This window comes from Actinosynnema sp. NPDC050436 (genome assembly GCF_040655415.1).
In the GTDB taxonomy this organism is placed as follows: Bacteria; Actinomycetota; Actinomycetes; order Mycobacteriales; family Pseudonocardiaceae; genus Actinosynnema.
In genome coordinates this window covers 458095-481675 of the sequence record NZ_JBFAJV010000002.1, presented here as the reverse complement: position 1 = coordinate 481675, position 23581 = coordinate 458095, and the positions used below count along the sequence as shown (strand labels likewise).

Below are 23581 nucleotides of genomic sequence, written 5' to 3'. Positions count from 1 at the left end.
GTCGCATCCCGTCTAGCGGTGCGTGTCGACGCGGGATCCGGGCGGCGGCCTCATGACCCCGACAGTCCTGCCGAGCAGAGCGTATAGGGCGAAGGAGACGACGACGGAGTTGATCGTCGGGATGCCGACCGGCACGAAGGCGCCGACCGCCGCGCCGACCGCCCAGCACAGCAGCGACGCGGGCACCCAGTCCGGCGGGTCGGCCGGCAGTTCCCCGGTCGCGCGGGACTCCGCCAGCTCGCGGCGCCAGGTGCGCACCACGAAGTACTCCGCGATCACGATCCCGGCCACCGGCGGCGTGATCACGCCGATCCAGGTCAGGAACGTGGTGAAGTGGTCCAGGATGCCCAGCGCGGACAGCACGGTGCCCAGCACGCCGAGGGCGACCGTGGCCGTGGAGCGGGACAGCCGCCGCCCGGCCAGCACGTGCACGGTGTTGACCAGCCCGAGCGAGGCCGAGTACAGGTTCCAGTCGTTGATCTTCATGATGGCGGTGACCAGGATGAGCGTGCCGAGCACGCCGGACGTGGAGGTGATCGCGGCGACCACGTCGGAGCTGCGCGCGGCGTGCGCGAGCAGCACGCCGGTCAGCCCGATCAGGTACTCGCCGAGGGTGACGCTGATCAGGGTCTGCTTCACCACGTCGCCGACCCGCCGGTTGAAGCGGGTCATGTCGGGTGTCATGACCGCGCCCATGATGAACGCGCCGGCGACCAGGGTGGTGCCCTGCGCGACGGTCAGCGCCGGGCCGGGCGGCGGCATGGCGACCAGGTCGGCCAGCGCGTGCCGGCTCAGCTCCTGGGTGATCGCGTACCCGGCCAGCAGCAGGAAGGCGGGCACGGTCAGGTAGGCGGTCCAGGCCATGGTGTGGAACCCGGCGACCACGATCCCGGTCACCGCGACACCGCCGAACACCGCCCAGGCCCACACCGGCGGGCCGCCCATCAGCGCGTGCAGGCCGTGCGCGAACACGTCGTTCTGCACGCCGAACCAGCCCGCGAGGCTGAGCGTGACCAGCAGGCCCACCAGGGCGGAGCCGCGCGCGCCGAACCCGGCCCAGCGGGCCAGCACGGACGTGGACAGGCCCTCGCGCATCCCGGCCACACCCATCAGGACGGTGACCACCTCCAGCATCACCGCGCCGAGGGTGATCGCCAGCACCGCGTCCCAGAAGGTCATGCCGAAGCCGAGCACCGCGCCCAGCAGGAACTGGTGGAACGAGGAGACCTGGCCGAACCGCTGCACCGCCACGGACACCCAGGAGCAGCGGGCCGAGTCCGGCAGGCGGCGCAGGGAGTAGTCGTCGTGGGCCATGGTCACTCCGCTTCGTCGCTGGGCCGCAGGACCACGAAGCCCTGCTCGGGGCGGGGCCGCCAGGCCAGTTCCCGGGCGTAGAGCAGCTCCAGGAACCCGACCCGCTGGTGGTAGGCGAACACCGAGCTGTCCACGCCCGCGACCGCCGGCGTGTCGACGAACATCGGCAGCTCGGCGAGGAAGTAGCGGACCGCTTGGCGCAACTGGGTGTCCGTGGGCGCGGCGCCGTCGGGCAGCCTGCGGTCCAGCACCCAGCGGGTCGCTTCCAGGCACTGGCCCGCGAAGCCCTCGTCGGTGGCGAACAGGCCGTGCGCCTGGGCCAGCAGGCCCTGGTAGCACGGGTTCTCGGCGAGCGCCGCGCCGTCGAGCACGTGGTCGGCCGGGCACGGCACGTCCAGGTCGCGCAGCGCCCGGCAGATCTTGTTGACCACGTACTGGCCCTGGCGGCGGGCCTTGAGCCGGGCGCGGGCCGGGTCGTAGCCGAGCGCTTCGAGCGTGTGCACGGCGGCCCGGTCGGGCACGAAGAAGTGGAAGCGCTCGAATTCGCGCATCGCCCACCGGGCCAGCGCGGCGATGCGCTCCACCGTGAAATAGCTGTTGAACGGACTCACCCCGATGCACACGTGCCGCCCGCTGCGCAGGGGCGCGGCACAGTGCTCGGTCAGCGGAGTTGGCAGCAACACCGTCGGCTCCGGAAATGTATTTCGCAGGGATGACGCAGGGGATGACGCAGGGGTGGAACGGGTACGGCACAGGGAAAATTGCCGATTCTTCATCCACTATGAGCAGGAATATCAACGGCAGGTACTGCCGAACCGTCATGCCGGCGTCTTATACGGACAGGCCACTTCACACCGATGAATGAGCCGGACAGCGTAGGCGTTGCGGCGGAGCAGACCAGCTCCCCGCCGACACCCGGCCTAAGGCGATGACAGAAAGCGAGGGGGCGAGTCTGATGGGTGAATGGAGTTACAGGTCCGACACCTGCGCGTGCTGCGCGCCATCGCACGCGCCGGGAGCCTCAACCGGGCCGCCGCGGAGCTGCGGCTGGCCCAGCCCGCGCTGAGCCACCAGTTGCGCCGGATCGAGCAGCTGGTCGGCGACCGGCTGTTCGACCGCGACCCGAAGGGCGTGCGGCCGACCCGGATCGGCGAACTGGTGCTGGCCCGCGCGGAGGCCATCATCCCCGCCTTCGACGAGCTGGACCGCGACTTCCGCCGGCAGCCCCGCACGGTCGGCGACGTGCGGGTCGGCTGGAACGACAGCGCGCTCGCCTCGGACGTGTTCCGGTGCGTTCGAGAACTGGTGCCCGGCGGGCTCACCACGCGCGCGGACCTGTCGCACAACAGGCTCGTGGCGCAGGTCGCCAACGGGTGCGTCGACCTGGCCCTGGTGCTGATCTGCGGGCCGCGCACGCTCACCGTGCCGGGCCTGGTGCGCGCCGAGCGGGTGGTCACCGAGCCCGCGTTCGTCGCGCTGCCCTCGTGGCACCGGCTGGCCGCCGCCGCCCAGGTCGACCTCGCAGACCTGGCCGAGGAGCCGTGGATCGTGTCGAGCTGCGGCGACGGCTGCCGGATCGTGTTCCGGGAGATGTGCCTGGCGCACGGTTTCGTGCCCAAGATCGCGCACGACGTCGACACCATGCGGGACCGGCTGGTGGTCGGCGGGCACGGCGTGTGCCTCACCCAGCCGACCACGCCGGAGATACCCGGCCTGGCCGTGCGCCCGCTGGCGGGCGAGCCGATGACCGTGCAGCACATCCTGCTGTGGCGCACCGGCCACCCGTTCGCCGAGCGGTTCGCCGAGGTGCACGCCGCCGCCGTCCGGGCCTACCGCAAGCTCGCCGCCGAGGTGCCCGGGTACCGGCGGTGGCTGGATAACCGCACGGCATAGGCGTCCGGCAGTGGTTGCGGCATCCCGTCCGCCGACACACTCGGTGGCACGCCCCGCGCCGCACCGGAAAGGACGTGCCATGTTGCCGCTGATCACCCGCGACGAGCTCCGCGCCGGCCTCGAAGCGGGCACGCTGGTGGTGGTCGACACCATGCCGGTGGCGTACTACGAGAAGGAACACCTGCCGGGAGCGGTCAACATCCCCGGCTTCCCGTACGAGGAGGCGGCCGGGTCGACCGACCGGCACGCGCCGGTCGTCCTGCCCGACCGCACCGCCGACATCGTCGTGTACTGCGCCAACACCCCTTGCCGCAACAGCGAGTTCGTCGGTGCCCGGCTCATCGAGCTGGGGTACCCGAACGTGCGCAAGTACCGCGAGGGCATCGAGGACTGGGTGGCCGCCGGGCTCCCGACGGCCACCGCCCCCTGAACGCTGCCGCGCTCCCTGCACGATCCCTGCACAAGAGGAGATTCACCATGCCCAAGTTCCGATCCTGGCTGCGTGCCGGCGTCACCGCGCTCGCCGTGGTGGCCGCCGCCGCCTTCGCCGCGCCGGCCAACGCCGCCCCGGCCCAGGACGTCGCGATCAGCGCGGCGAACGTGATCAAGGTGACCTCGGCGAACCACGCCGAGGTGCTGGAGATGTCCAGGACCAAGCTGGTGGTGCTGGACTTCGGCGCGACCTGGTGCGGCCCGTGCCGGCAGATGAAGCCGGTCATCGAGCGGCTGGCCGGCGAGTACGGCGGCCGGTTCGTGCTGGGCGAGGTCGACACCGACGTGAGCCGGGACCTGTCGTCCCGCTACCGCATCCAGTACCTGCCGACGCTCGTGCCGATGCGCAACGCGGCCGAGCTGCCGAACTCCCGCAACGTCGGCTACCGCGGCGAAGCCGCGTTGCGGGCGTGGATCGACGCCCAGCTCGCCAAGGGCTGATCCGCGAGGGACGCCCCGACGTGGCCCACTGCGTCGGGGCGTCCCGGTCCCGGAAGGGAAACCGCCGTGCGCCAAGAACTCCCCCTGCGCCCGCTGCTCGCCCTCGCGGTGGTCGTCCTGCTGGGCTGCCTCACCGAGGTGCTGCCGGCCGGGCTGCTGCTCGGGATCTCCGCCGACTTCGACGTCTCCCCGTCCGCCGCCGGCCAGCTCGTGACGTGCTACGCGCTGACCACCGCGCTCACCGCGATCCCGCTGACCGCCCTGACCTCCCGGCTGCCGCGCAAGTCCGTGCTGCTCGCGCTGGTGCTGGGTTTCGCGGTGACCAACTTCGTCATCGCGCTGTCCCCTTGGTACGCCGTGGTGTTCGCGGCGCGGGTCGCGTCCGGCGCGATCACCGGCGTGATGTGGTCGCTGGTCGCGGTGTACGCCATGGCCGTCGCGCCGCCGGCGCGGGCCGGGCGGGCGCTGGCCGTGGCGATGGCCGGGACACCGCTGGGCTTCGCGGTCGGCGTGCCCGCCGGCACGGTGCTCGGCGAGCTGGTCGGCTGGCGGTGGTCGTTCGTGGTGATGGGCGTGGTCGCCGTGCCGCTGCTGGCCTGGGTCGCGGCCGTGGTGCCGCCGATCCCGGTGACCGCGTCGACCGGTGACCGGCGGGGCGTGCCGGGGATGTGGCCGGTGTTCGTGGTGGTGGCCGCGTTCTCGTTGGGGCACAACGTGCTCTACACCTACCTCGGCCCCGTGCTGGCCGGTTTCGGGCGGGCGGGGCTGCTCGGCGCGACCCTGCTGGTCTTCGGCGGCGCGGCGGTGTGCGGCATCCTCGTGGTCGGCGCGGCGCTGGACCGGTTCCCGCGCGCGGTGCTCGCCTGGTGCCCGGCGCTGACGGCGGTCGGGATCGCGGTGCTGGCGTGCTCGGACGGCTCGCCGGCCGTCGTGGTGGCCGCAGCCGCGCTGTGGGGCCTGGCCTTCGGCGGCGCTCCGACCGCGTTCCAGGCCGTCACGGCGGTGGTCGCGGGGCGCACCGCCGACCACGCGCAGTCGCTCACGATCGCCGCGTGGAACGGCGCGGTGGCGGGCGGCGCGGCGCTGGGCGGGGTCGTGCTGGACCACGCCGCGCCCGCGCTGCCGTGGACGGCCGCCGCGCTGATGCTGGTACCCCTGGTCACCTCGGCGGTGGTCCCGCTGCCGCGCCGGCACACCGCGCCGGTCGGGTCGTGACCGGCGACTTATGCTTCTCGATCATGACGGGGTTCCACTGCTCGTGCTGCGGGCGACACCACGACGAGCTGCCCTTCTCCTACGGCACGCCCGCGCCGGCCTTCTGGCACGAGGGCCTCGCGGCCGACGCGGGCAGCGCGCTGGCCGCCGAGCAGTGCGTGATCGGCGGCGAGCACTTCTTCGTCCGGGCCCGGGTGGTGCTGCCCGTCGTGGACGCCGACGAGGACTTCGAGTGGGGCGTGTGGGTCTCGCTGAGCAAAGCGCACTTCGCGCGCGCCTCCAAGCTGTGGGTGGACCCGGCGCGCGTGGACGAGCCGCCGTACTTCGGCTGGCTGAGCACCGAGCTGCCGGTCTACGAGCCGACCACGCTGAACCTCAAGACCGAGGTGCACAGCCAGCCGATCGGCACCCGGCCCACCGTCGAGCTGGAACCGACCGACCACCCGCTGGCCGTCGAGCAGCGCACCGGCATCACCCTCGACCGGGTGCGGGCCATCGCCGAGTTGCTCCTGCACCCGGAGCGCTGAACGTCCGCGACCACGGGTGGGCCACGAACGACCGCATCCGTTGGCGGACGGCACCAGCGCGCGGGCGGCGGGACAGGGCCGACGCCCCGCGCGGGCAGGGGGTGTGCGGGTGGACGGCCGCGATACCGTCCACCCGCACACCGGCCGGGGGTGCGCACCCCCTTCGGACCGCCCGACGTACCCTGCGGTGCCGGGCGGGTCGGTCCGCTACGCGGCGGGGAGCACCTCGGCCGGGGCCGGCCACGACTCGACGGCCCACTCGACGGGGCCGCTCCGCTCGGCGCGCAGGCCACCGGCGAAGCTCTGGTTCACCCAGTTGGCCTCGCCGGCGCTGGGGTTGGGGTTGCGGCACTGGGTGCCCGCGCTGCCGCCCGACATCAGGATGTTGCAGTCGCGGTTGTAGTTGTCGCGCAACCCGAGCGAGTGGCCCATCTCGTGGGCGACCACGCGCAGCGGGGAGTAGCCCTGGTTGATCTGCTGGCGGTCCAGGATGATCCAGCCGGACCCGTGGCCGATGGAGGCGCGCGAGCCGCCGCCGCTGGTCACCGAGATCCGGATGTCGCCACCGCTGGAGACCTGGCTCATCCGGATGTTGGGCACCCGGCTGTTCCAGATCTGGATCGCCTGCGGCACGTAGGAGGCGTACTCACCACCGCCGCTGACCGTGATCGACCGGGGGGCGGCCTGGATCTGAGCCGGCTCGGCGGCGGCGGCGGGGGCCGCCAGCGCCAACGCCGACAGGGCGACGCCGGTGGCTGCGGCGAGAATTCTGCGAAGCAATTGTCAACTCCGTTCTGACCGGGGAGAAGTCGACCCGCAGGGCGAATTCCCGATCGGCACAGGGGAAATGCTCTTCGCCGATCGGAAAGCAGGGCTTTTCCCACCGTACTGGCGGCCCGCCCGTTCACAAGGCCGGCCGCCGCCGAGGGGTGGACTCGCCGTACGGCCGGTCGGGCGGTGAGCCGGGAACCGCTGGTGGGCTACCCTTTTCAGGCGCTGCCGGGCCGGATCCTGGAAAAACCCTGTAATTCCGGGTGCGGCCCGGGACCACGGGCGCGGCCGGAGGTGCGGCATGGGCGGGAACGCCGGTACGACGTTCAGCGGCGCCCTGCGCTGCGCCATCCGGGCCAGCGGGTTGACGTTGCAGGCCGTGCGGGCGCGGCTGGCCCGGCGCGGCACGCACGTCTCGGTCGCCGCGCTGAGCAGTTGGCAGTCCGGCACGAACCGACCGGAACGCCCCGGGTCGCTGCGCGCGGTGACCGAACTGGAAGTGGTGCTCGGATTGCCCGAGGGCGCGCTGATCACGCTGCTGGGGCCGCGCCGGCCGCGCGGCCGGCACACCGCCGGCCACCCGCGCTCGGACGTGCTGCCGCAGCCGGACGCGGTGGCCGCGCTGGTCGACCAGATCAGCCCGGAGAAGTTCGACGGCATCCGCCTGCTCTACGTCGAGGAGCACGTGCGGGTGAACCCGGACCGGAGCCTGCGGGAGGTCCGCACCCGGTCGGTCGCGGAAGCGGTGCGGGACGGGGTGAGCCGCTGCTTCTCGGTGAACTTCGCCGATTCGGCCGACGACCTCGACCTGGTGCGCACCGAGGCCGTGGACCGCTGCCGGCTCGGGCGGGTGCGCCGCGACCACGCCCGCCGCGTGGTGGGCGCGGAACTGCTGCTGGAGCGCTCCTACCGGTCCGGCGAGGTGTTCTCCCTGGAGTACCGGTCGATCATGGGGCAGCCGGTGTTCGACCGCGAGTACTTCCGGGCGTTCACCACCCCGGTGGCGCTCTACGTGCTCCAGGTGAGCTTCCACCAGACCATGCTGCCGATCCGCTGCCACCGGTTCGAGGCGGCGACGTGGGCGCAGCCCCGGGCGGACCGGGAGATCGGCCTGGTCGACCGGCGCAGCGCGATGGTGGCCGCGCGGGACGTGAAGTCCGGCATGTACGGCGTGCGGTGGGAGTGGACCTGAGCGCGGACGCGTCCGGGGTGCCGGCCCGCACGGCGCCGGCACCCCGAACTCGACTCCACTGTGGACGGTCCGCCTACTGCGTGCAGTGCCTCTGCGTGTCCACCCGCACCCGCTGCCCGGTGAACTCCTCCAGCACGGAGATGTTCTCGGGTGCGTAGTTGGCCGCGGTGATGCGGTCGGCGTTGGCGCTGCCCAGCTTGCCGGTGTACGGCGCGGACTTCTCCAACCAGTAGGCCGTGCGCAGGAACTGGGTGAGCACCAGGTCGCGCAGCTTCGGCTCGTTCTTGATCTTCGCCCAGTAGCTCGGGTACCGGTCCTTGGCGACCCGCAGGTACAGCAGCAGGTAGCGCAGGTTGGTGGCCGCGATGTCCCGGGCGTTGCTCGCCCCGACGCCCTTGATGAACTCCTGGAGCACGGTCACCGCCGGCAGCCCGGTCAGGCCGGCGTTCAGCTCCGCCAGCACGCCCTGCAGGTGGTAGTCGCCCTGCGTCCGGTCGCGCAGGTAGATGCCGTCCATGGAGTCGGAGTACTTGTCCCGGATCAGCGGCAGGATCTCCTTGCGGGCGAACCCGTCGTGCAGCGGCACGGTGGTCGCCTGCCGGGAGGCGTTGATCCACGCGGCGGTGTGCACGTTCCACCGCGTCCGCGCCGGGTCGAGGTCCCACATGTGGGTCTCCTCGTGGATCGCCACCATCATCGACTCGGCGAACGCGTCGAAGCTGGACTTGTTCACGAACTGGTTCCAGTACTTGTCCTTGGCCTGCGCGATCGCCAGCGCCTCCCCGCTGGGCCAGCGCCGCTTGTAGACGGCCTGGAGGGTCTGCATCCAGTTCGAGGAGGTGAACGACGCCTTCAGGTCGCTCACGCCCGCCGTGGGCGACGACGGCTCGTCGTAGCAGTACGGGGCGGGTGCGGAGGCGGGTGCGGCGGTCGCGGCGGCGGTGCCCGGACCCAGGGTCAGGGCGAGCAGCGCGATCACCAGGCGCACACTGCGTTTTCGACTCACAGGGGACCTCGTTTCGCCAACGGGACGGGCGCGGGGCGTGGCAGGGCCGCGCTCGTCGTCTTCGCGGAACGTACCGACGCCCCGCCCCGCTCCCCACCTCCCAGATCCCCATAACACCCGCGCCGCCGCCCGGAGCACCGCCGACGCCCGGTCGCCGGCCCGACGTGCGCCCGGACCGCGCCCCCTGCGGCTGCTCGGACGGGCTGCCGGGACGACGGACCCGCAACGCGCGTAACGGGCGGTAGAACACCTGGTCACACCAGGTCACAGCCCGGCCCGGCGGTGCTCGCGCGCCCGCTCCGACGACGGGCGGGCGTGGTGCCCCGACGTCCGGACCCCCGCCGGCCACTGCGTACACTCCGGAACGAATTCCACGCCCGGAGCACGTCGGGCCTTTCCCGCTGCGCACACCTCGAAGGACGGTTGGACTGTGAGTTCCGAAGCACGCCCCGAAGGGGCGAAACGGACCATCACCTACGTCTTCCCGATCTACAACGAGGCCGGGAACATCGACCTGCTGCACCGCACGGTGACCGGCATCACCGACGAGCTGACCGACCGCTACCACGTGAACTTCATCTACGTGGACGACGGCAGCAAGGACGACTCGCTGGTCCACCTGCGGGCGCTGGCCGACGCCGACGACCGGGTCACCGTGGTCGAGTTGGCCCGCAACTTCGGCCACCAGCTCGCGGTCACCGCCGGTCTGGACCTGGCCGACGCGGACGCCGTGGTGATCATGGACAGCGACCTGCAGGACCCGCCCCGGGTCAGCCTGGAGCTGATCGAGAAGTGGGAGCAGGGCTACGAGGTCGTCTACGCCCAGCGCCGCTCCCGCCAGGACAGCGCCTTCAAGAAGTTCACCGCCGGCGCGTTCTACTGGTTCCTGCGCAAGGTGGCCTCGATCGACATCCCGCGCAACACCGGCGACTTCCGGCTGATCGACCGCAAGGTCGTGGACGAGCTGCGCAAGTACCGCGAGCGGGACCGGTTCCTGCGCGGCCTGGTGAGCTACATCGGCTTCCGGCAGACCGGCGTGCTGTTCGACCGCGACGAGCGGCACGCGGGCGTCACCGGCTACCCGCTGAGCAAGATGTTGCGCTTCGCGGCGGACGGCATCCTCGGCTTCTCGGTGGCCCCGCTGCGGCTGATCAGCCGGCTGGGCTACTTCATCTCCTTCCTGAGCTTCCTGGGCATCCTCTACGTGGGCGGGGTGCGGCTGTTCGCGCCGGAGACCGCCGTGCCCGGCTGGGCGTTCATCACCATCGGCATGTTCTTCCTGGGCGGCATCCAGATCACCATGCTGGGCGTGCTGGGCAGCTACATCGGCCGGACCTACGCCCAGGTCCAGGCCCGGCCGCTGTACGCGGTGGCGTCGGTGCACACCGGGGCGAAGCAGGTCGCCGCCCGGCGGCCCGCGCCGCCGGCCGGGAGCCTGCTGCCGTGAAGCCGGAACACGCGACCAAGCTCCGGTTCGCCGTGGTCGGCATCGCCAACACGGCCGTCGACCTCGTCGCCTACACCCTGCTGGCGCTGGCGGGCGTGCCGATGTTCGTGGCGAACCTCGTCTCCACGTCGGCGGGCATGGTGTGCAGCTTCACCCTGAACCGCTCGTTCACCTTCCGCGCCAAGGGCGGTGACGTGCGCACGCAGATCCTGCTGTTCGCACTGGTCACCGCCGTCGGGTTGTGGGTGGTGCAACCGATCGTGATCAGCCTGACCGGCGGCGCGTTCGCCGGCACACCCGAAGTGGTCGCGGTGGTCGGCCCGAAGCTGGTCGCCCTCGCCTTCACCCTGGTGTGGAACTACGTCCTGTACAACAAGCTCGTCTTCAGGCAGAAGGAAACCGTCTGATGACGGATGTGATGACCCCGGCCGCGCCCGCGCCGGACGCGAGCCCCGCCCGCCCGACCTCCCGGTGGCGCTCGCTCGCCGCCTCGGACTGGGCGCGCACGTTCGCCCTGGTGTTCGCCTGGCACGCGGTGCTGACCGCCGTGGCCGTGCTGTTCCAGGGCGTGTTCCCGATCGGCGAGGGCTACCCGGTCAAGGTGCTCGGCCCGGACACCACGCTGCTGTCGCACACGTTCCGCTGGGACTCGGAGAACTTCCGCGACATCACCCTGGGCGGCTACGGCGACGAGACCAAGCCGTGGATCCCGGCGTTCTACCCGTTCTTCCCGTTCTGCCTGTGGCTGCTCCAGACGATCACGTTCGGCAAGCTGGGCTTCCTGGCCGCCGGGATCATCGTGAACGGGGTGGCGTCCTGGCTCGCGGCCACCGCGCTGCTCAAGGTCGCGCGGTACTTCGTGGCCGGCGAGCGGACCGCGTGGCTGGCCGTGGCGGCGTTCCTCACCGCGCCCACGGCGTTCTTCATGCACGCCTTCTACAGCGAGGCGGTGTTCTGCGCGCTGGGCTTCTGGGCGTTCCTGTTCGCGCTGCGCCGCCAGTGGGTGTGGATGGGCCTGCTGCTGATCCCGCTGACCGCGACCCGGATCACCGCCGCGCTGTTCGTCGGCCTGTGCTTCCTGGAGTTCTGGCGCAGCAAGGGGTGGAAGCCGCGCGGGCTGCTGTCGTGGCACCTGCTGTGGTTCCCGGCGGCGGGGCTGGGCGTCGTGGCGTTCGCCGTGGTGCTGAAGTTCGTGCACGGCGACCCGCTGGCCATGTTCCACGCCTACGACACGGTCGCCACGTGGGGCTACCACAAGGCCGACCCGAACATCCTCGGCACGGTGTGGCGCGAGCTGGTGGCGTCGTGGGACGCGCTGGCGACCGGACGGCCGGACACCTGGCAGCTCATCAGCCACCTGCTGCCCGTGTTCGGTCTGGTCGTGCTGCTGGCATCCTCGGTGTACGCGTTCGTGGCCCTGCGCGGGGACGGCGTCCCGCTGGCGGGCTTCGGCCTGGCGTCGTTCGTCATGTTCACGTTGAACAGCAACGTGGTCTCGGTGCACCGCTACCTGCTGCCGTGCCTGGTGATCTACCTGGCGATGGCGGTGGCCGCCCAGCGCAGGCCCGCGCTGCGGCCGGTCCTCTACGGCTGGATGTACGCGACAACGCTCGTGCAGGCGGCGGTGTACCTGCTGTTCGTCACCGGCCAGTGGGCCGGCTGACCCCGGTCGACCGCGGGGAGCCGGTGTGGAGCTGAGCCTGAGCGGCCGGCTGGGCGGCCCCGACCGCAGCCCGGTCGAGTCGCTGGTCCTGCGCCGGGCGTTGCGCCCGGCGCTCGCACGGGTCGTGGTGGACGGCTTGGCGGTGCTCGACGTGAGCCTCACGCTGGGCGGCTCGATCACGTCCGGCGAGGGGCACGGCGGCGTGCACGACCTGCGCTACTCGGCCGCGCGCGAGCGGATCACGGTGAACGTCGTCGTGCCGGCTTCGGAACTCGCCCGGGAGCCGGTCGCGGTCGCCGTCGGGCCGCACTTCGAGGCGCTCGCCCGGCGGATCGCCGCGCGGTGCGCCCAGGACCGGGAGGACGAGCTGGTCGCGGCCTTCGCGGACGCGCTGCGGCAGGCGGCGGAAGACCTGTCCGGCTGACCCGGAGCCGGGTCAGTCCGGGGTGAGCAGGTGGCGCTTGTCCCGGAACGGCAGCACCTCGGCGGTCGGGCGGGCCCTGCGCAGCGCGGCCATCAGGTCCGCGGGCGCGTGACCGGGCAGCGGGTCGGTGGCCGTGGTCCGGTACCTCCGGCGGCGGAAGCGGATCTCCACCACGAACCAGCCGTTGGTCTCGCCCCCGCTGTAGCCGAGCAGCAGCGAGCGCAGGGCGACGACGTCGTCCAGCGACCGGGTGTCGGTCCGGCCGTCCGCCCGGACCAGCGTGATCCGCCTCGGCGCACCCGGCTCCACGTCCACCCGCACCACGCCCCGGCCCCGGTTGCGCACGCCCAGGCCCAGGGGGATGACGACGGGCAGCATCCCGAGCACGAGGAACAGCCCGGCCAGCGGGTGGGCCACGCCGACCGCCGCACCCCCGGCCGTCACCGCGCACGCCCACCGGAACTCCCTGCGCAGCGACGACCGGAACGGTCGGGAACCCCTCCAGCCGAACGGCACGTCACCGTCGCCGGGCAAGCGGCCCTCGTCGTCCCGGTCGGCCGGCCCGCGCACCGGTACCTCGTCGCGCTCCTCCTCGCCCATACCGGGACCGTAGAGGGCGGTGATCGGGCCCGGACAGCGGAAACTCCCGCTTGCCGCCTGGTCGGGTCCTGGAAGTCCAGGAAGCCGGGCACCACGGCGGTCGCGTGACCGCGCTCGACCAGCGCCGCGCTGCCCCGGTGTCCGAGCCGCGCGGCGATGGCGGGTGCAGCACGGCCACGGCACCGATGGCGAGGCACTCCACGTCGTCGTCCGCGACGGTGGAACCCCGGCGCAGCAACACCGACACCTCACGGCCACCCGTCCACGGCGCGGTGCCGAGGCCCAGCCCGCCCCTGGTCGGCGTTGCCGGTCCGTCCACACCGGCCGGTCTTGCGGCGGTGGTCACGCCGGCGGGATCAGGCCCGCTTCGTAGGCGACGATCGCGGCCTGGACGCGGTTGCGCACGTCCAACTGGCGCAGGATGGCGCCCACGTACACCTTCACCGTGCCCTCCACCACGTGCAGGCGCCGGGCGATCTCGGCGTTCGACAGGCCCGCGCCGACCAGTCCCAGCACCTCGCGCTCCCGCTCGGTCAGCTCCCCGACGCGGTCACCCGCCCGCAGCCGGGGCCCCCGGCCGGACAGGTGGTCCACCACGCGCTTGGCCACCAGCGGCGACAGGTACGCGGCACCGGACGCGACCGCGCGCACCCCCGCGATGATCTCGTGCGGGTCGCCGGTCTTGAGCACGAAACCGCCGACGCCCTCCCCGAGCGCGCGGGAGATGTAGACGTCGTCGGCGAACGTGGTGAGGACCAGCGACGCCGTGCCCGCGCCCAGCCGCCGGATCTCGGCCGCCGCGTCGAGGCCGTCGAGGTCGGGCATCCGGATGTCCAGCACCGCCACGTCCGGGCGGTGCGCCAGCACCAGGTCGACCGCCGCGCGGCCCGTGGCCGCCTCGCCGACCACCTCCACGTCGTCCGCCGTCGCCAGCACCGCCCGCACGCCGACGCGCACGACCGCCTCGTCGTCCGCCACCACCACCCTGATCACGGGTCGCATCATCGCCCCCCGTCACGGGTCGCGCGCGAGCAGGTCCTTGGCGACCAGCCGGCCGTCCCGGAAGCACAGCCGGTACAGGTCCAGCCGCCGGGCGTCGAACGGGTTGCGGTGCGTGCTGTAGTGCCGGCAGCTCGTGCCGGCGGGCGGTGGCGGCGTGCGGCCCGGGTCGTCGACCCGGGTCCGGGCGGGCAGCACGGCCGACACCTCGGACTCGGACTGCCCCGCGCGCAGGCGCTGGAAGTCGGCGGGGTCGAGCACGGACGTCGCCGCGTCGAACACCAGGTACCCGAGCACGGCCGCCACGATCCCGACTGCGACGGCGGTGGTCAGCAGCGCGGTCCGCCGGGCGCTGCGGCGCACCCGCAGCTCCGCGCGGCGGCGGTGGGTGTCGGTGGCCGGGCTGCGGCGCAGGACGGGGTGGGCGGGCAGGCTCGCCCGCACCTCGAACCCGCCGTCGAGGGCCCGCGCGGAGAACGTGCCACCGACCAGGGCGACCCGCTCGGCCAGCCCGAGCAGCCCGTGCCCACCGCCGGGCGCGATCCCCGACGAGTCCGGGCCACCGGCCGCGTCCGCCGGCTCCAGCGCCTGCGCGGCCCCCGCCCGACGGCACCCGACGGGCTCGGTGCCGTCTCGACCGTCACCGGCGGGCATGTCCCCGGCTTGACCGCCACCGGCAGACTCGGTCCCGGCTCGACGGCTACCAGCAGACACAGTGCCGGCTCGACCGCTATCGGCACACTCGGTGCCGGCTCGACCGCTATCGGCAGACACAGTGCCGGCTCGACCGCTACCAGCACACTCGGTGCCGGTCGGTGCGCCCGCGAGCGCCGAGGTGTGGCGGGCGGTGCCGCTGACCACGTCCACCCGGACCCGGTCGGTGTGCGCGAGGGCGACGGTGACCCGGGCGCCGGGCGCGTGCTTGATCGCGTTCGTGATCGCCTCGGTCACCACGCGGTGCACCGTGCGCGCGATCACCGGGTCGACCGCCCCGAGGTCGTCGCCGGTCGACTCGACGTCGAGCCCGGCGAGCCGGGCGCGGGCCACGACGTCGGCCACCGGCTCGGTCCGCTCCGGCTCCCCCGCGCGCAGCAGGCCGACGACGTCCGCCAGCCGCTCGGCGGCGGCCGTGACCGCCTCGCGGGCCGCCCGCGCCGACTCGCGGTGCCCGGCGTCCAGGTCGGGCGCGAGTTCCAGCGCGCCGACCCGCAGCGCCGCGCGCGCCAGCTCGTGCCCGACCAGGTCGTGCATCTCGGCGGCCAGCCGCGCCCGTTCCCGGGCGCGGGCCCGGTCGGCGGCGCGGTCGGCGTCGCGTTCGAGCTGCTCGGCGCGCTCCCAGCCGGCCCGCACCAGCGCCAGGTACTGCCGGCGGTAGCGCCCGACCGTCCACGGCACGGCGGCCAGCGCCGCGACCCCGCACAGCGCCGCCAGGGCCGTGTCCGCCCCGCCCCCCACGGCCGGCGAGCCGGTCACCGCCGCCGCGCCCAGCAGGACCAGCGCCACGACACCGCGATCCCCGTCCGACGCCTCCCGCCCGGCCAGGAACGCCACCGCGCCCAGTCCGGCCGACAGCGCCCCCACCGCCACGGTGCTGTCGTCCATCACGGTCGTCAAGAACGACACCAGCCACACGACCCCGGTGACCGCCAGCGCCCCCACCGGCCACCGCCGGGCCGAGGGCACCGCGCCGGCGAGCACCACCAGGTATGCCACCGCTTCCCACGGCGTGAACCGCCCCGGCAGCGACGTGATCGCCGCCCACACCACCGGCACCGCCGCCATCGACCACAAGAGCACACCACGCACGACGGGCATCATCTCCCACCGAGCAGCGCGCCTCCCGCCGCGTGCCGCCGCAGCCGCGCCACGAGCGGTGCCGACGCCGCTGCCGCGACCGGCAACGCCAGCGCCACAACACCTCCGCCCAGCAGTCCGACCAGGACGTCGTGCGGGTAGTGCGCCCCGACGAACACCCGCGAGAACGCCGCCGCCAGGGCGAGAACAGCGGCCAGGACCCCGAACCTCTTCTCACACCACATGATCCCGACCGCCGCCGCGCCCGCGATCACCGAGTGGTTGCTGGGGAACGACCAGTCCCCCACCCCCGGGCAGGGCACCACCGTCGCCACCTCGCCCAGCACCCGGCAGGGCCGGTCCTCGCGCCACACCAGCTTCACCGCCTCGCTGGCCACGTACGCGGCGGTGGTCAGCACGGGCACCAGCAGGATCCGGGCCATCGCCTCCGGCGATCCCCGCCGCGCCCGCCACCACACCACCGCGCACCCGATCGCGAACAGCACCAGAACCGCGTCGGTGAAGAACGCGGCGAACGCCTGCACCGGCTCCGGGCTGCTCGCGCCCCACCGTGCGATGTCGAGGTACCACTCGGCACTGACGTCGGGCACGTCCTCCACCGGGACTCCGGCCGATCTCTGTTCCATGACAACGAAGTTAGGGCCGGGGCGGCCCGCGCCGCCTCGACCGTCGGTCAGGAATCCACCCTGCCTTTCGACAAGGTGCCACCCGACGTGGGGATGGCCCGCAGGTCCCGCCGGCGGGTCTCACCGGCCCAGAGGAACGCGCCCACGGTGCAGGCCAGCGTCGCGCACAGCAACAGCGCGGCCGGGACCGTGGACGGGAAGCGGTTCAGCAGCGCCACGCCCACGATCGGCACGAGCGAGCCGCCGACGACGGTCGCCGACTGGTAGCCGAGCGACGCCCCGGTGTACCGAACCCCGCTGGGGAACAGCTCGGCGAAGAACGCCGACTGCGCGCCGGTGATCAGGCCGTGCAGGGTCAACCCGACGACGATGACGAACGCGACCGAGGTGAACTCCCCGCCGTCCACGTTCGGCAGGCCCACCAGCGCCCACACGGCGATCAGCACGGCGAGGACGATCGAGCACGGGCGGCGGCCGAACCGGTCCGCGAGCAGACCACCCAGGGGGATCGCCACGACCTGGAACACCGACGCGATCGTGACGGCGGTCAGCACGGAGTTCTTCGGCAGGTGCACGACCTGGGTCAAGTAGGAGATCAGGAAGATGCTGAACGTGTAGTACGTCGCCTTCTCCCCCACGTTCGCCAATGCAGCGATCACGACCGGTCGGCGGTGGTGGCGCAGCACGGTCCTGATCGGCGCACGGGCCGAACCGGACGCGTCGGCGGATGCGCGGGCGGCCACGAACAGCGGTGACTCCTCCACAGCGTGCCGCAGCCAGATCCCGATCACCACCAGGACCGCCGACAGCAGGAAGGGAATGCGCCATCCCCAGTCGAGGAACTGCTCGTTGGTGATCCCGAGGCCCAGCACGGCCAGCACGCCCGTGGCGATCATGTTGCCGAGCGGCCCGCCGGTCTGCGGCCAACTGCTCCAGAACCCCCGCCGTGCAGCCGATCCGTGCTCCGCGACCAGCAGCACCGCACCGCCCCACTCCCCGCCCAGTGCCAGCCCTTGGACCAGTCGCAGGACGGTCAGCACGATCGGCGCGGCGACCCCGATCGAGGTGTAGGACGGCACCAACCCGATGGCGACCGTAGCCGAGCCCATGACGATCAAACTCAACGCCAAACTCCGCCGCCGCCCGAACCGGTCACCGAGGTGCCCGAACACCACGCCGCCGAGGGGCCGGGCGAGGAAGCCGACGGCGTAGGTGAGCAAGGCCAGCAGGACGGCGGTCAACGGCTCACTGCCCGGGAAGAACACCTTGTCGAACACCAGAGCGGCAGCCGTGCCGTACAGGAAGAAGTCGTAGAACTCGATCGTCGTACCAGCCACACTCGCCGCCACGATCCGCGCAAAGCCACGACGTGACGGAACTTCGGTGGACATCACGCCTCCCCGAGCCGACGACCGATCGCAACCGAACGTAGGACGGATGACTACGGACGGTCAAGGTGCACGCGCTGGCGTGGTCGTGAGGTGGGTGTTGTCCCTACGAGCGAGTCGGCGGTGTCGCCGCAGGTGGCCAGGTCGGCGAGGCGCATCAGTCGGTACACACCCAACTCGATCCCGCCATGGCCGCTGCGGGGTTGTGCTTTGTACTAAGGATGACGCTCGTCGGAGTGAGTAGTGTTGCGCTGTCGTCTCAGCTTTCGGAACCGGCGTGCACCGAATGAAAACGTGCACAAGACGGGAGAACCGCCCAGGTCAACAAGTGTCTTCCCCGCACACGCGGGGGTGTTCCGGCGGGGAGGCGGGGGAGGCGGACACGCCCGGGGTCTTCCCCGCACACGCGGGGGTGTTCCCGCCGCCTCGGTAGAGGTGGGAGACCTCGCGGCGTCTTCCCCGCACACGCGGGGGTGTTCCGTCGTACTGGGCGTCCCTGTTCTCGGCTTCCACCTCTTCCCCGCGCACGGCGGGGGTGTACCGTCCCGCAAGGCGGCGCTTGTATGCGCTTCGGTACTTCCCGCGCACGCGGGGGTGGTCCTTCGTCGCCTGTTCCCCATCGGGCGATCCACAGGTTTCCCCGCAGACGCGGGGGTGTTCCGGCGGCGGCGATCTCGTCGGTCTTCCAGCGACCGTCTTCCCCGCGCACGCGGGGAGTTCCCCGCCGTCCGTACGCACCCCCACGCACGGACGGCGTCTCAAAGAACCCACTCAGTTCCGGAAAGCCTGGAACTCCGCAATCCGGACGGCCTGAGCCGCCGACGGGTTACCCGTCGTGCAGTCGCTGTTCGAACGCGGATCGTCGTGCTGCACCCCCGCGTACGCCGGCGCGCCCGTGCACTGGTTGGTCATCACCCGGATCATCAAGTGGGTGGCCTTGGTCGGCGGGATGTGGAACGAGCGCAGCGCGAGGTCCGGGGCGGTCGGTCGGGGCACGTCGGACGGGAACGCGTCGGCCGGGCTGGTGAACACTCGACGGTAGGCAGCCGGTGATGTGCAGTCGACGCCCGACTTGTTGTTGCAGGCCAGCACCTCGAACTGGCGGACCGCTGTGAAGCGGCTCTGGGTGCCCGGGTCGGCGTCCGACTCGATCGCCGGGCGCAGCAGCGCGCTCACCTGCACCCTGCCCACCCGTTGGGGTTCCGTGCCAGCCAGGTCCACGCGGACCGCGCGGCCTTCGACCGGTGCGCCCAACGCTGCCCAGCCGTGGGCCTCGGTCTCGTCGATGAGCTTGTCCACGTTCACGCCGTCGCCCTCGGCCGTCGCGCCCAGGCTCTTCGCGGCCAGGTTGCGCGGGCCCGACGGGCGGATCGTGTCGTGTTCGCCGGGGTCTAGTTCGCGTCGCAGGCGACTGGTGCCGTGGCCTTCTGCTGCGACCACGAAGTCGTACGTGCCGGGCACGATCTGCACGGTGTCGGGCAGTGGCGTGGTCGGGTCCGTGTCGGCCACGGGGGTCGAGCGGGCCTCGTACCTGCCCACGTACAGCCTCGCCTGCGTGCCCGGAGCCAGTCGCACGGTCGCGTTGCGGGCGTGCGGCGAGGCGAAGCTCGGTGTCGGGTCCTGGTCGTTCGGACCGTTGCTCGCCGCGCCCTCACCCAGGCCACGCCGTGCGAAAGCGTTCCACAGCAACGGGACGTCCGCACCGCCGAAGCGGATCTCGTTGGCGGCGAGGGTGGCGTCGCGCATGTCGACGTAGCTGACCGCGCCGGATGCGTTGAGCAGCAACGCGTCGAACACCTGCTGGATCCAGCGCCGGTTGCCGGGGCACTGCTCGACCGGCTGCGCGCCGTCCGCGCACGCCCGCTGCCGCGCGGGCGTCCCGCTGCCGTAGCGCTCGATCATGGCCTTGCGCACGTCGAAGCTGGTGGCGCTCCAGATCTCGCCGTCCGCGTGCACCTGCTGGCCGACCAGGTCGTAGGCGATGTTGCTGTAGTTGAGCGGGCTGCGGCTCAGGTCGTAGTTGCGGATGCCCGACCCGGCGTCGCCGGTCACGTAGCCGCCGACCACGTTGCGCGTGTCGCCGCGCGGCACGAACCCGTACTCGTACAGGTACTCGACCGCGAACAGGTCCGAGTGCGACTCGTTCATCGCGCCCGCCTGCGCGCCGGACCACCCGCTGTCCGGGCCGCCGATCAACCGGCCGCTGATCGCGTGGCCGTACTCGTGGCCGATCACCGACATGTCGTAGTCGCCGTCCACGCACGGGCCGTAGAACGACCCGGGCACCGGCTGCCACAGGTACATGTTGGTGGTCGGCGGGACGCCGTCGGGCGGGGTGATCTGGTTGGCGTTGTTGCGCGACGCGAAGGCCGGGGGCGCACCGCCCGCCCGGCCGCCGGCCTGGGCGTTGCCGCGCTCGGCGTCGCCGCCCAGGCCGCCGTGGTTCCCGTTGTCCGCCTGCATGTTCCAGGTCTCCTCGGTGAAGCCGAGGTGGTAGGACCAGTCGTGCATCCGGTTGTGCATGGCGAACAGGTTGGTCAGCGCGGCGTCGACGTCGTTCTGCTGCGGGGTGTCGAACACGGCGGGGTTGCAGCGCGCCTCGTGCCACTGGTTGGTCCACGGGAAGGTGTACTCGCGGGCGGGGCTCGCGGTCGCGGTGCGCGTGCCGACGGTGCCGCTCGCCAGGTCGTCCCACTTCTCGGTGGCACGGGCGGAGTTGCCGGCGGAGGTCTTGGACGGCCCGGTCGCGTCGACGTCCCACGCAACGCCCCGGTCCGCCGTGGCGACGGCCCGCTCGCAGCCGCGCACCTTCACCAGGCACCACGTGACGCGGTTGTCGCTCGAGGAGTAGTCGGCGGGCGGATTGGCCGGGAAGACCTCCCACTCCGGGTTGTCCGAGTGGTGGTCGACCAGGTCCTCCCGGACGAGCAGCGCGCCGGTCCGGGCGTCGACGTAGCTGGTGTAGCCGGCGGGGTGCGCCTGGTCGCCGCCCACCAGCACGACCTGGTAGGCCGCGCGCGGCGGCCCCTCCGGCATCGGCACCGCGCCCGCCCGGACCCGCGCGGCGGGTGCCGCACCCGTGCCGGCCGACGTGACGGGGATGCCGGCGTCGGCCGAGGCGGCGGCGAGCGCCTGCTCCGGGGAGAGGGTCGCGGGTTCGGGTTCCGCGCGGGTGGGGCTCAACGTGGAGCTGAGGTGGACCACGACGCCGTCCCGGATGCCGAACACGGCCAGCCCGTCCAGCAGCGCCGGGGTGGTGCCGAAGCGCTGGCGCAGCATCACGTACGAGCCCTGGCCCATCGGCCTGCTGACCACGACGTCCATCGCGTCGACCGCTCCGGTGCCCAGGCCGAACAGCTCGCGGTTGTCGCCGAGGTAGGCGCGCGCGACCGCCACCGGGTCCTTCGCCGCGTCGCGGCGTTGCCCGTCGGCACGGGGGACCAGCGTGGCGGGGGCGCCGTAGCGGTTCCACCGGACGGTCGTGCCCCGGTCGCCCGCCAGGGCCACCTGCCGGTCGGTCGGCCGGGTCGCGCCGGGGCGGTGGTCGACGTCGCCGTCGCCGTGGGTGTCGCCCTGGACGCCGGCCGGAACGCCGCCGGGCGTGCTGCCGCCGACAACGGTCGCCGCGCCGCCGGGCGAGGTGGCGGGGTCGCCCGACGCCGTTCCCACCGCCAGTGGGCTGATCACCAGCACACCGGACGCGGCGAGTGCCGCGACCCTCCGGAGAGCCTGTCCCCGCATCTGTGAACGCCTCTCTCCAAGCCCCCGGGTGATCCCGGCGGGCGAGTCGGACGAACCGTGACGTTCCGAGCTTCCCGGTTGGGCGCGGGCCCGGGATAGGCCCGTTCGCACGGCTCCGCCACGGCCGTCCCGCCGAGCGGGGGCGCGCTCACCCGGCCCCGCCGGCGATCACCGCGACGGTCCCGGCGGCCCCGGACGGCGCTGGTCACCGTGGGCCGGGCGGACTACTGTCCGATGGGTGCCCGAGTCGGCCGGTACCCGCCTGAGCCCGTTCGCCGAGTCGCTGCGCCGGGCGATCAGGCAGCGCGGTGCGACCCTGGAGCGGCTGGCCGACCACCTGCGCCGCCAGGGCACCCCGGTCAGCCTGGCGACGTTGAGCTACTGGCAGTCCGGGCGCAGCCAGCCCGAGCGGGCGGTGTCGCTGGCGGCGCTGCGCAACGCGGAGCGGTACCTGGGCCTGCGCGGCGGCGAGCTGGCCGGGCTGCTGGACGCGCCCCGGCCGCGCGGCCGGTTGGCGCACCGCACCCCGACCGCCGAGCCGATGTCGAAGATGTGGCCGGACGCCCGGTCCCGACTCCGCGCGCTGGACGGGGTGGCACCGCGCGACGAGACCAGGCTGACCCGGCTGAGCATCGTCTCGCGGGTGGAGATCGGCCCGGACCGGGCGGAGCGCCACCAGTGGACCCGGCACATCCTGCGGGCCGAGGAGGACGGCGTCAGCGGCATCGTGCTGCTGTTCTGGGCCGACGACCAGCCGCCGCCGGTCCTGGTGCCGACCCGCAACCTGTCGGTCGTCGCGCTCAACCGGGACGAGGACTCCGGCCTGGCCGCCGCCGAACTGCAATTCCCGCGCCCGTTGTCTCGGCACGAGACGATCATCGTGGAGTACGAGATCGAACAGGTCGGGTGCTTCCCCGCGACGAATTACGAGCGGCGCGCGCGGATGCCCACCCGGGAACTGCTGATCGAGGTGCGGTTCGACCCGGCGGCGTTGCCGGCGCGGTGCGAGCAGTTCTCCGAGATCGGCGACAAACAGCTCGTCAAGCCGTTGACCTGGGACGACTCCCACACCGTGCACGCGCTCGGCCTCGACCTGGGCCCCGGCGCGTTCGGCATTCGCTGGGAGTGGTGATTTCACCGTTAGCCGGTAAAGGATTTAAGCCTTAACAGGGACGACCGCACCGACCCTTTTCAAAGCCGGATCGGCCTGGCAGTATTCCGGCGCGCACTCCTCTCGGAGGTCGAACCGGACTGGCCACCCGGTTCGGCTGCGCGTTCGACCCGTGCACGGGGAGGAATGCGGCGACGATGGGCAACCCACCCCTGCGGGCGGCGGAGAACACCGGCGCGGTCGACGACCGGCCGTCCCCTTGACCACTGTGTCCCTGCCACGAACGGCCCCGGCCTCCCCGGGGCCGTTCGTGTACCCGGCCGAAACCCCGGTCGGACGCGCGATCCCGGTCCGGCGTCTACAGGTTCGGCAGTGCGAGCGCCGCGCCGACCGCCGCGCTCAGCAGGAGGCTCACGCCCATGATCGGCCCGGCGAGCCGGCTGCTGGTGGTGGTGACCGCGCGCAGCCTCGGCACGGCCCACCCGAGCGCGGCGAGCTGGGCGACCCCGACGGCGGCGACCCCGAAGTCGCGCAGGAACAGCGCGAGCGGCAGGAAGTGCGCGGCCACGACGACCGCGACCCACCACGCCATCCACCGCGACCGCCCGCGCCGGGCCAGCACCAGGCAGCCGACGCCCGCCGCCACGACCTCGGCCGCGACCAGCACGCCGAACCAGACGTACTTGCCCTGCAACGAAGTCGGCTGCCCCCAGTGCAACGCGGTCAGGATGCCGAACGCGCCGGCGAACGCGACACCCACCGCCGACCCGACGCCCAGCCACACCCGCCACCGGCGCGGCGGGTCCTCCTGCGACCACCCGAACCACACGAAGGCCATCAACCCGAACCAGGCGGTGGTGAAGAACTGGTCGCGCAGGAACTCGGTCAACATCGGCGCTCGTCTCCGGGGCACGTC

22 protein-coding genes are annotated in these 23581 nt (G+C 72.7%); 11 read left to right on the top strand and 11 right to left on the bottom strand.

What is annotated here, in order from left to right; genetic code table 11:
• Nucleotides 1-12 precede the first annotated feature (12 nt).
• Together AB0I60_RS06365 and AB0I60_RS06360 are read right to left on the bottom strand one after the other, a co-directional pair.
• Nucleotides 13-1314 (bottom strand): cytosine permease, encoded by a 1302-nt coding sequence (locus AB0I60_RS06365; protein ID WP_360726193.1) that lies wholly within the window; start codon nt 1312-1314, stop codon nt 13-15.
• 2 nt (nt 1315-1316) lie between these two features.
• Entirely contained in the window at nt 1317-1997 is a 681-nt protein-coding gene (locus AB0I60_RS06360) for a tRNA-dependent cyclodipeptide synthase (protein WP_360726192.1), read from the bottom strand.
• A gap of 280 nt (nt 1998-2277) precedes the next feature.
• Between AB0I60_RS06360 and AB0I60_RS06355 the strand changes: the two genes are divergently transcribed.
• The 5 genes from AB0I60_RS06355 to AB0I60_RS06335 all read left to right on the top strand — a co-directional run bounded on the left by AB0I60_RS06355 (nt 2278) and on the right by AB0I60_RS06335 (nt 5882).
• Nucleotides 2278-3207 carry a LysR family transcriptional regulator gene (locus AB0I60_RS06355; protein ID WP_360726191.1) on the top strand — a complete coding sequence of 310 codons (930 nt, stop codon included), beginning with the start codon at nt 2278-2280 and terminating at the stop codon, nt 3205-3207.
• A 79-nt stretch (nt 3208-3286) separates the two neighbouring features.
• Complete coding sequence (locus AB0I60_RS06350) at nt 3287-3637, top strand: rhodanese-like domain-containing protein (protein ID WP_360726189.1); 351 nt, start codon at nt 3287-3289, stop codon at nt 3635-3637.
• A gap of 47 nt (nt 3638-3684) precedes the next feature.
• Complete coding sequence (locus tag AB0I60_RS06345) at nt 3685-4140, top strand: thioredoxin domain-containing protein (RefSeq protein ID WP_360726188.1); 456 nt, start codon at nt 3685-3687, stop codon at nt 4138-4140.
• Nucleotides 4141-4206: 66 nt separating this feature from the next.
• Nucleotides 4207-5355: an MFS transporter gene (locus AB0I60_RS06340; protein ID WP_360726187.1), complete on the top strand. Its 1149-nt coding sequence runs from the start codon at nt 4207-4209 to the stop codon at nt 5353-5355.
• 23 nt (nt 5356-5378) lie between these two features.
• Nucleotides 5379-5882 (top strand): DUF2199 domain-containing protein, encoded by a 504-nt coding sequence (locus AB0I60_RS06335; protein WP_360726185.1) that lies wholly within the window; start codon nt 5379-5381, stop codon nt 5880-5882.
• 207 nt (nt 5883-6089) lie between these two features.
• Here the strand turns inward: AB0I60_RS06335 and AB0I60_RS06330 are convergent, their stop codons facing one another.
• Nucleotides 6090-6662 carry a snapalysin family zinc-dependent metalloprotease gene (locus AB0I60_RS06330; RefSeq protein ID WP_360726184.1) on the bottom strand — a complete coding sequence of 191 codons (573 nt, stop codon included), beginning with the start codon at nt 6660-6662 and terminating at the stop codon, nt 6090-6092.
• A gap of 292 nt (nt 6663-6954) precedes the next feature.
• On the opposite strand from AB0I60_RS06330, the gene AB0I60_RS06325 reads away from it, so the two are divergent.
• Nucleotides 6955-7845, top strand: a complete 891-nt coding sequence (locus AB0I60_RS06325; RefSeq protein WP_360726183.1) for a hypothetical protein — start codon at nt 6955-6957, stop codon at nt 7843-7845.
• A 73-nt stretch (nt 7846-7918) separates the two neighbouring features.
• Here AB0I60_RS06325 and AB0I60_RS06320 read toward each other — a convergent pair whose 3' ends face one another.
• Nucleotides 7919-8851: a hypothetical protein gene (locus AB0I60_RS06320; protein ID WP_360726181.1), complete on the bottom strand. Its 933-nt coding sequence runs from the start codon at nt 8849-8851 to the stop codon at nt 7919-7921.
• Nucleotides 8852-9281: 430 nt separating this feature from the next.
• Here AB0I60_RS06320 and AB0I60_RS06315 point away from each other — a divergent pair, with 430 nt between their 5' ends.
• Genes AB0I60_RS06315 through AB0I60_RS06300 form a run of 4 tightly spaced genes read left to right on the top strand, consistent with a single transcriptional unit; the run spans nt 9282 to nt 12385 of the window.
• Entirely contained in the window at nt 9282-10298 is a 1017-nt protein-coding gene (locus AB0I60_RS06315; RefSeq protein WP_360726179.1) for a glycosyltransferase family 2 protein, read from the top strand.
• Complete coding sequence (locus AB0I60_RS06310) at nt 10295-10705, top strand: GtrA family protein (RefSeq protein WP_360726178.1); 411 nt, start codon at nt 10295-10297, stop codon at nt 10703-10705. Before AB0I60_RS06315 ends, AB0I60_RS06310 begins: the two co-directional genes overlap by 4 nt.
• The gene (locus AB0I60_RS06305; protein WP_360726176.1) at nt 10705-11961 is read left to right on the top strand and encodes a mannosyltransferase family protein; all 1257 of its coding nucleotides are present in this window, start codon (nt 10705-10707) and stop codon (nt 11959-11961) included. Before AB0I60_RS06310 ends, AB0I60_RS06305 begins: the two co-directional genes overlap by 1 nt.
• Nucleotides 11962-11986: 25 nt before the next feature.
• Nucleotides 11987-12385, top strand: a complete 399-nt coding sequence (locus AB0I60_RS06300; protein ID WP_360726175.1) for a hypothetical protein — start codon at nt 11987-11989, stop codon at nt 12383-12385.
• A gap of 12 nt (nt 12386-12397) precedes the next feature.
• Here AB0I60_RS06300 and AB0I60_RS06295 read toward each other — a convergent pair whose 3' ends face one another.
• The 6 genes from AB0I60_RS06295 to AB0I60_RS06270 form a co-directional block, all read right to left on the bottom strand.
• Entirely contained in the window at nt 12398-12985 is a 588-nt protein-coding gene (locus AB0I60_RS06295) for a hypothetical protein (protein ID WP_360726174.1), read from the bottom strand.
• Between the two features lie 342 nt (nt 12986-13327).
• Nucleotides 13328-13978, bottom strand: a complete 651-nt coding sequence (locus tag AB0I60_RS06290; protein ID WP_360726173.1) for a response regulator transcription factor — start codon at nt 13976-13978, stop codon at nt 13328-13330.
• 21 nt (nt 13979-13999) lie between these two features.
• Nucleotides 14000-15790, bottom strand: coding sequence for a histidine kinase (locus tag AB0I60_RS06285; RefSeq protein ID WP_360726171.1), 1791 nt, complete (start codon nt 15788-15790; stop codon nt 14000-14002).
• An 8-nt stretch (nt 15791-15798) separates the two neighbouring features.
• Nucleotides 15799-16425 (bottom strand): phosphatase PAP2 family protein, encoded by a 627-nt coding sequence (locus AB0I60_RS06280; RefSeq protein ID WP_360726169.1) that lies wholly within the window; start codon nt 16423-16425, stop codon nt 15799-15801.
• A gap of 47 nt (nt 16426-16472) precedes the next feature.
• Complete coding sequence (locus tag AB0I60_RS06275; protein WP_360726167.1) at nt 16473-17762, bottom strand: MFS transporter; 1290 nt, start codon at nt 17760-17762, stop codon at nt 16473-16475.
• 822 nt (nt 17763-18584) lie between these two features.
• Nucleotides 18585-21500: a M36 family metallopeptidase gene (locus tag AB0I60_RS06270; RefSeq protein WP_360726166.1), complete on the bottom strand. Its 2916-nt coding sequence runs from the start codon at nt 21498-21500 to the stop codon at nt 18585-18587.
• 292 nt (nt 21501-21792) lie between these two features.
• Here AB0I60_RS06270 and AB0I60_RS06265 point away from each other — a divergent pair, with 292 nt between their 5' ends.
• Nucleotides 21793-22686: an XRE family transcriptional regulator gene (locus AB0I60_RS06265; RefSeq protein WP_360726164.1), complete on the top strand. Its 894-nt coding sequence runs from the start codon at nt 21793-21795 to the stop codon at nt 22684-22686.
• A gap of 337 nt (nt 22687-23023) precedes the next feature.
• Here AB0I60_RS06265 and AB0I60_RS06260 read toward each other — a convergent pair whose 3' ends face one another.
• On the bottom strand, nt 23024-23557 hold the full coding sequence (locus AB0I60_RS06260) for a hypothetical protein (protein WP_360726162.1): 534 nt from the start codon (nt 23555-23557) through the stop codon (nt 23024-23026).
• Nucleotides 23558-23581: the final 24 nt, after the last annotated feature.

Excerpts from the sequence above, each read along its gene's own strand:
- AB0I60_RS06345 (WP_360726188.1), top strand. The coding sequence starts at position 3,685 with ATGCCCAAGTTCCGATCCTGGCTGCGTGCCGGCGTCACCGCGCTCGCC.
- AB0I60_RS06355 (WP_360726191.1), top strand. The coding sequence starts at position 2,278 with ATGGAGTTACAGGTCCGACACCTGCGCGTGCTGCGCGCCATCGCACGC.
- AB0I60_RS06260 (WP_360726162.1), bottom strand. The coding sequence starts at position 23,557 with ATGTTGACCGAGTTCCTGCGCGACCAGTTCTTCACCACCGCCTGGTTC.
- AB0I60_RS06325 (WP_360726183.1), top strand. The coding sequence starts at position 6,955 with ATGGGCGGGAACGCCGGTACGACGTTCAGCGGCGCCCTGCGCTGCGCC.
- AB0I60_RS06350 (WP_360726189.1), top strand. The coding sequence starts at position 3,287 with ATGTTGCCGCTGATCACCCGCGACGAGCTCCGCGCCGGCCTCGAAGCG.
- AB0I60_RS06335 (WP_360726185.1), top strand. The coding sequence starts at position 5,379 with ATGACGGGGTTCCACTGCTCGTGCTGCGGGCGACACCACGACGAGCTG.
- AB0I60_RS06365 (WP_360726193.1), bottom strand. The coding sequence starts at position 1,314 with ATGGCCCACGACGACTACTCCCTGCGCCGCCTGCCGGACTCGGCCCGC.
- AB0I60_RS06280 (WP_360726169.1), bottom strand. The coding sequence starts at position 16,425 with ATGGAACAGAGATCGGCCGGAGTCCCGGTGGAGGACGTGCCCGACGTC.
- AB0I60_RS06305 (WP_360726176.1), top strand. The coding sequence starts at position 10,705 with ATGACGGATGTGATGACCCCGGCCGCGCCCGCGCCGGACGCGAGCCCC.
- AB0I60_RS06295 (WP_360726174.1), bottom strand. The coding sequence starts at position 12,985 with ATGGGCGAGGAGGAGCGCGACGAGGTACCGGTGCGCGGGCCGGCCGAC.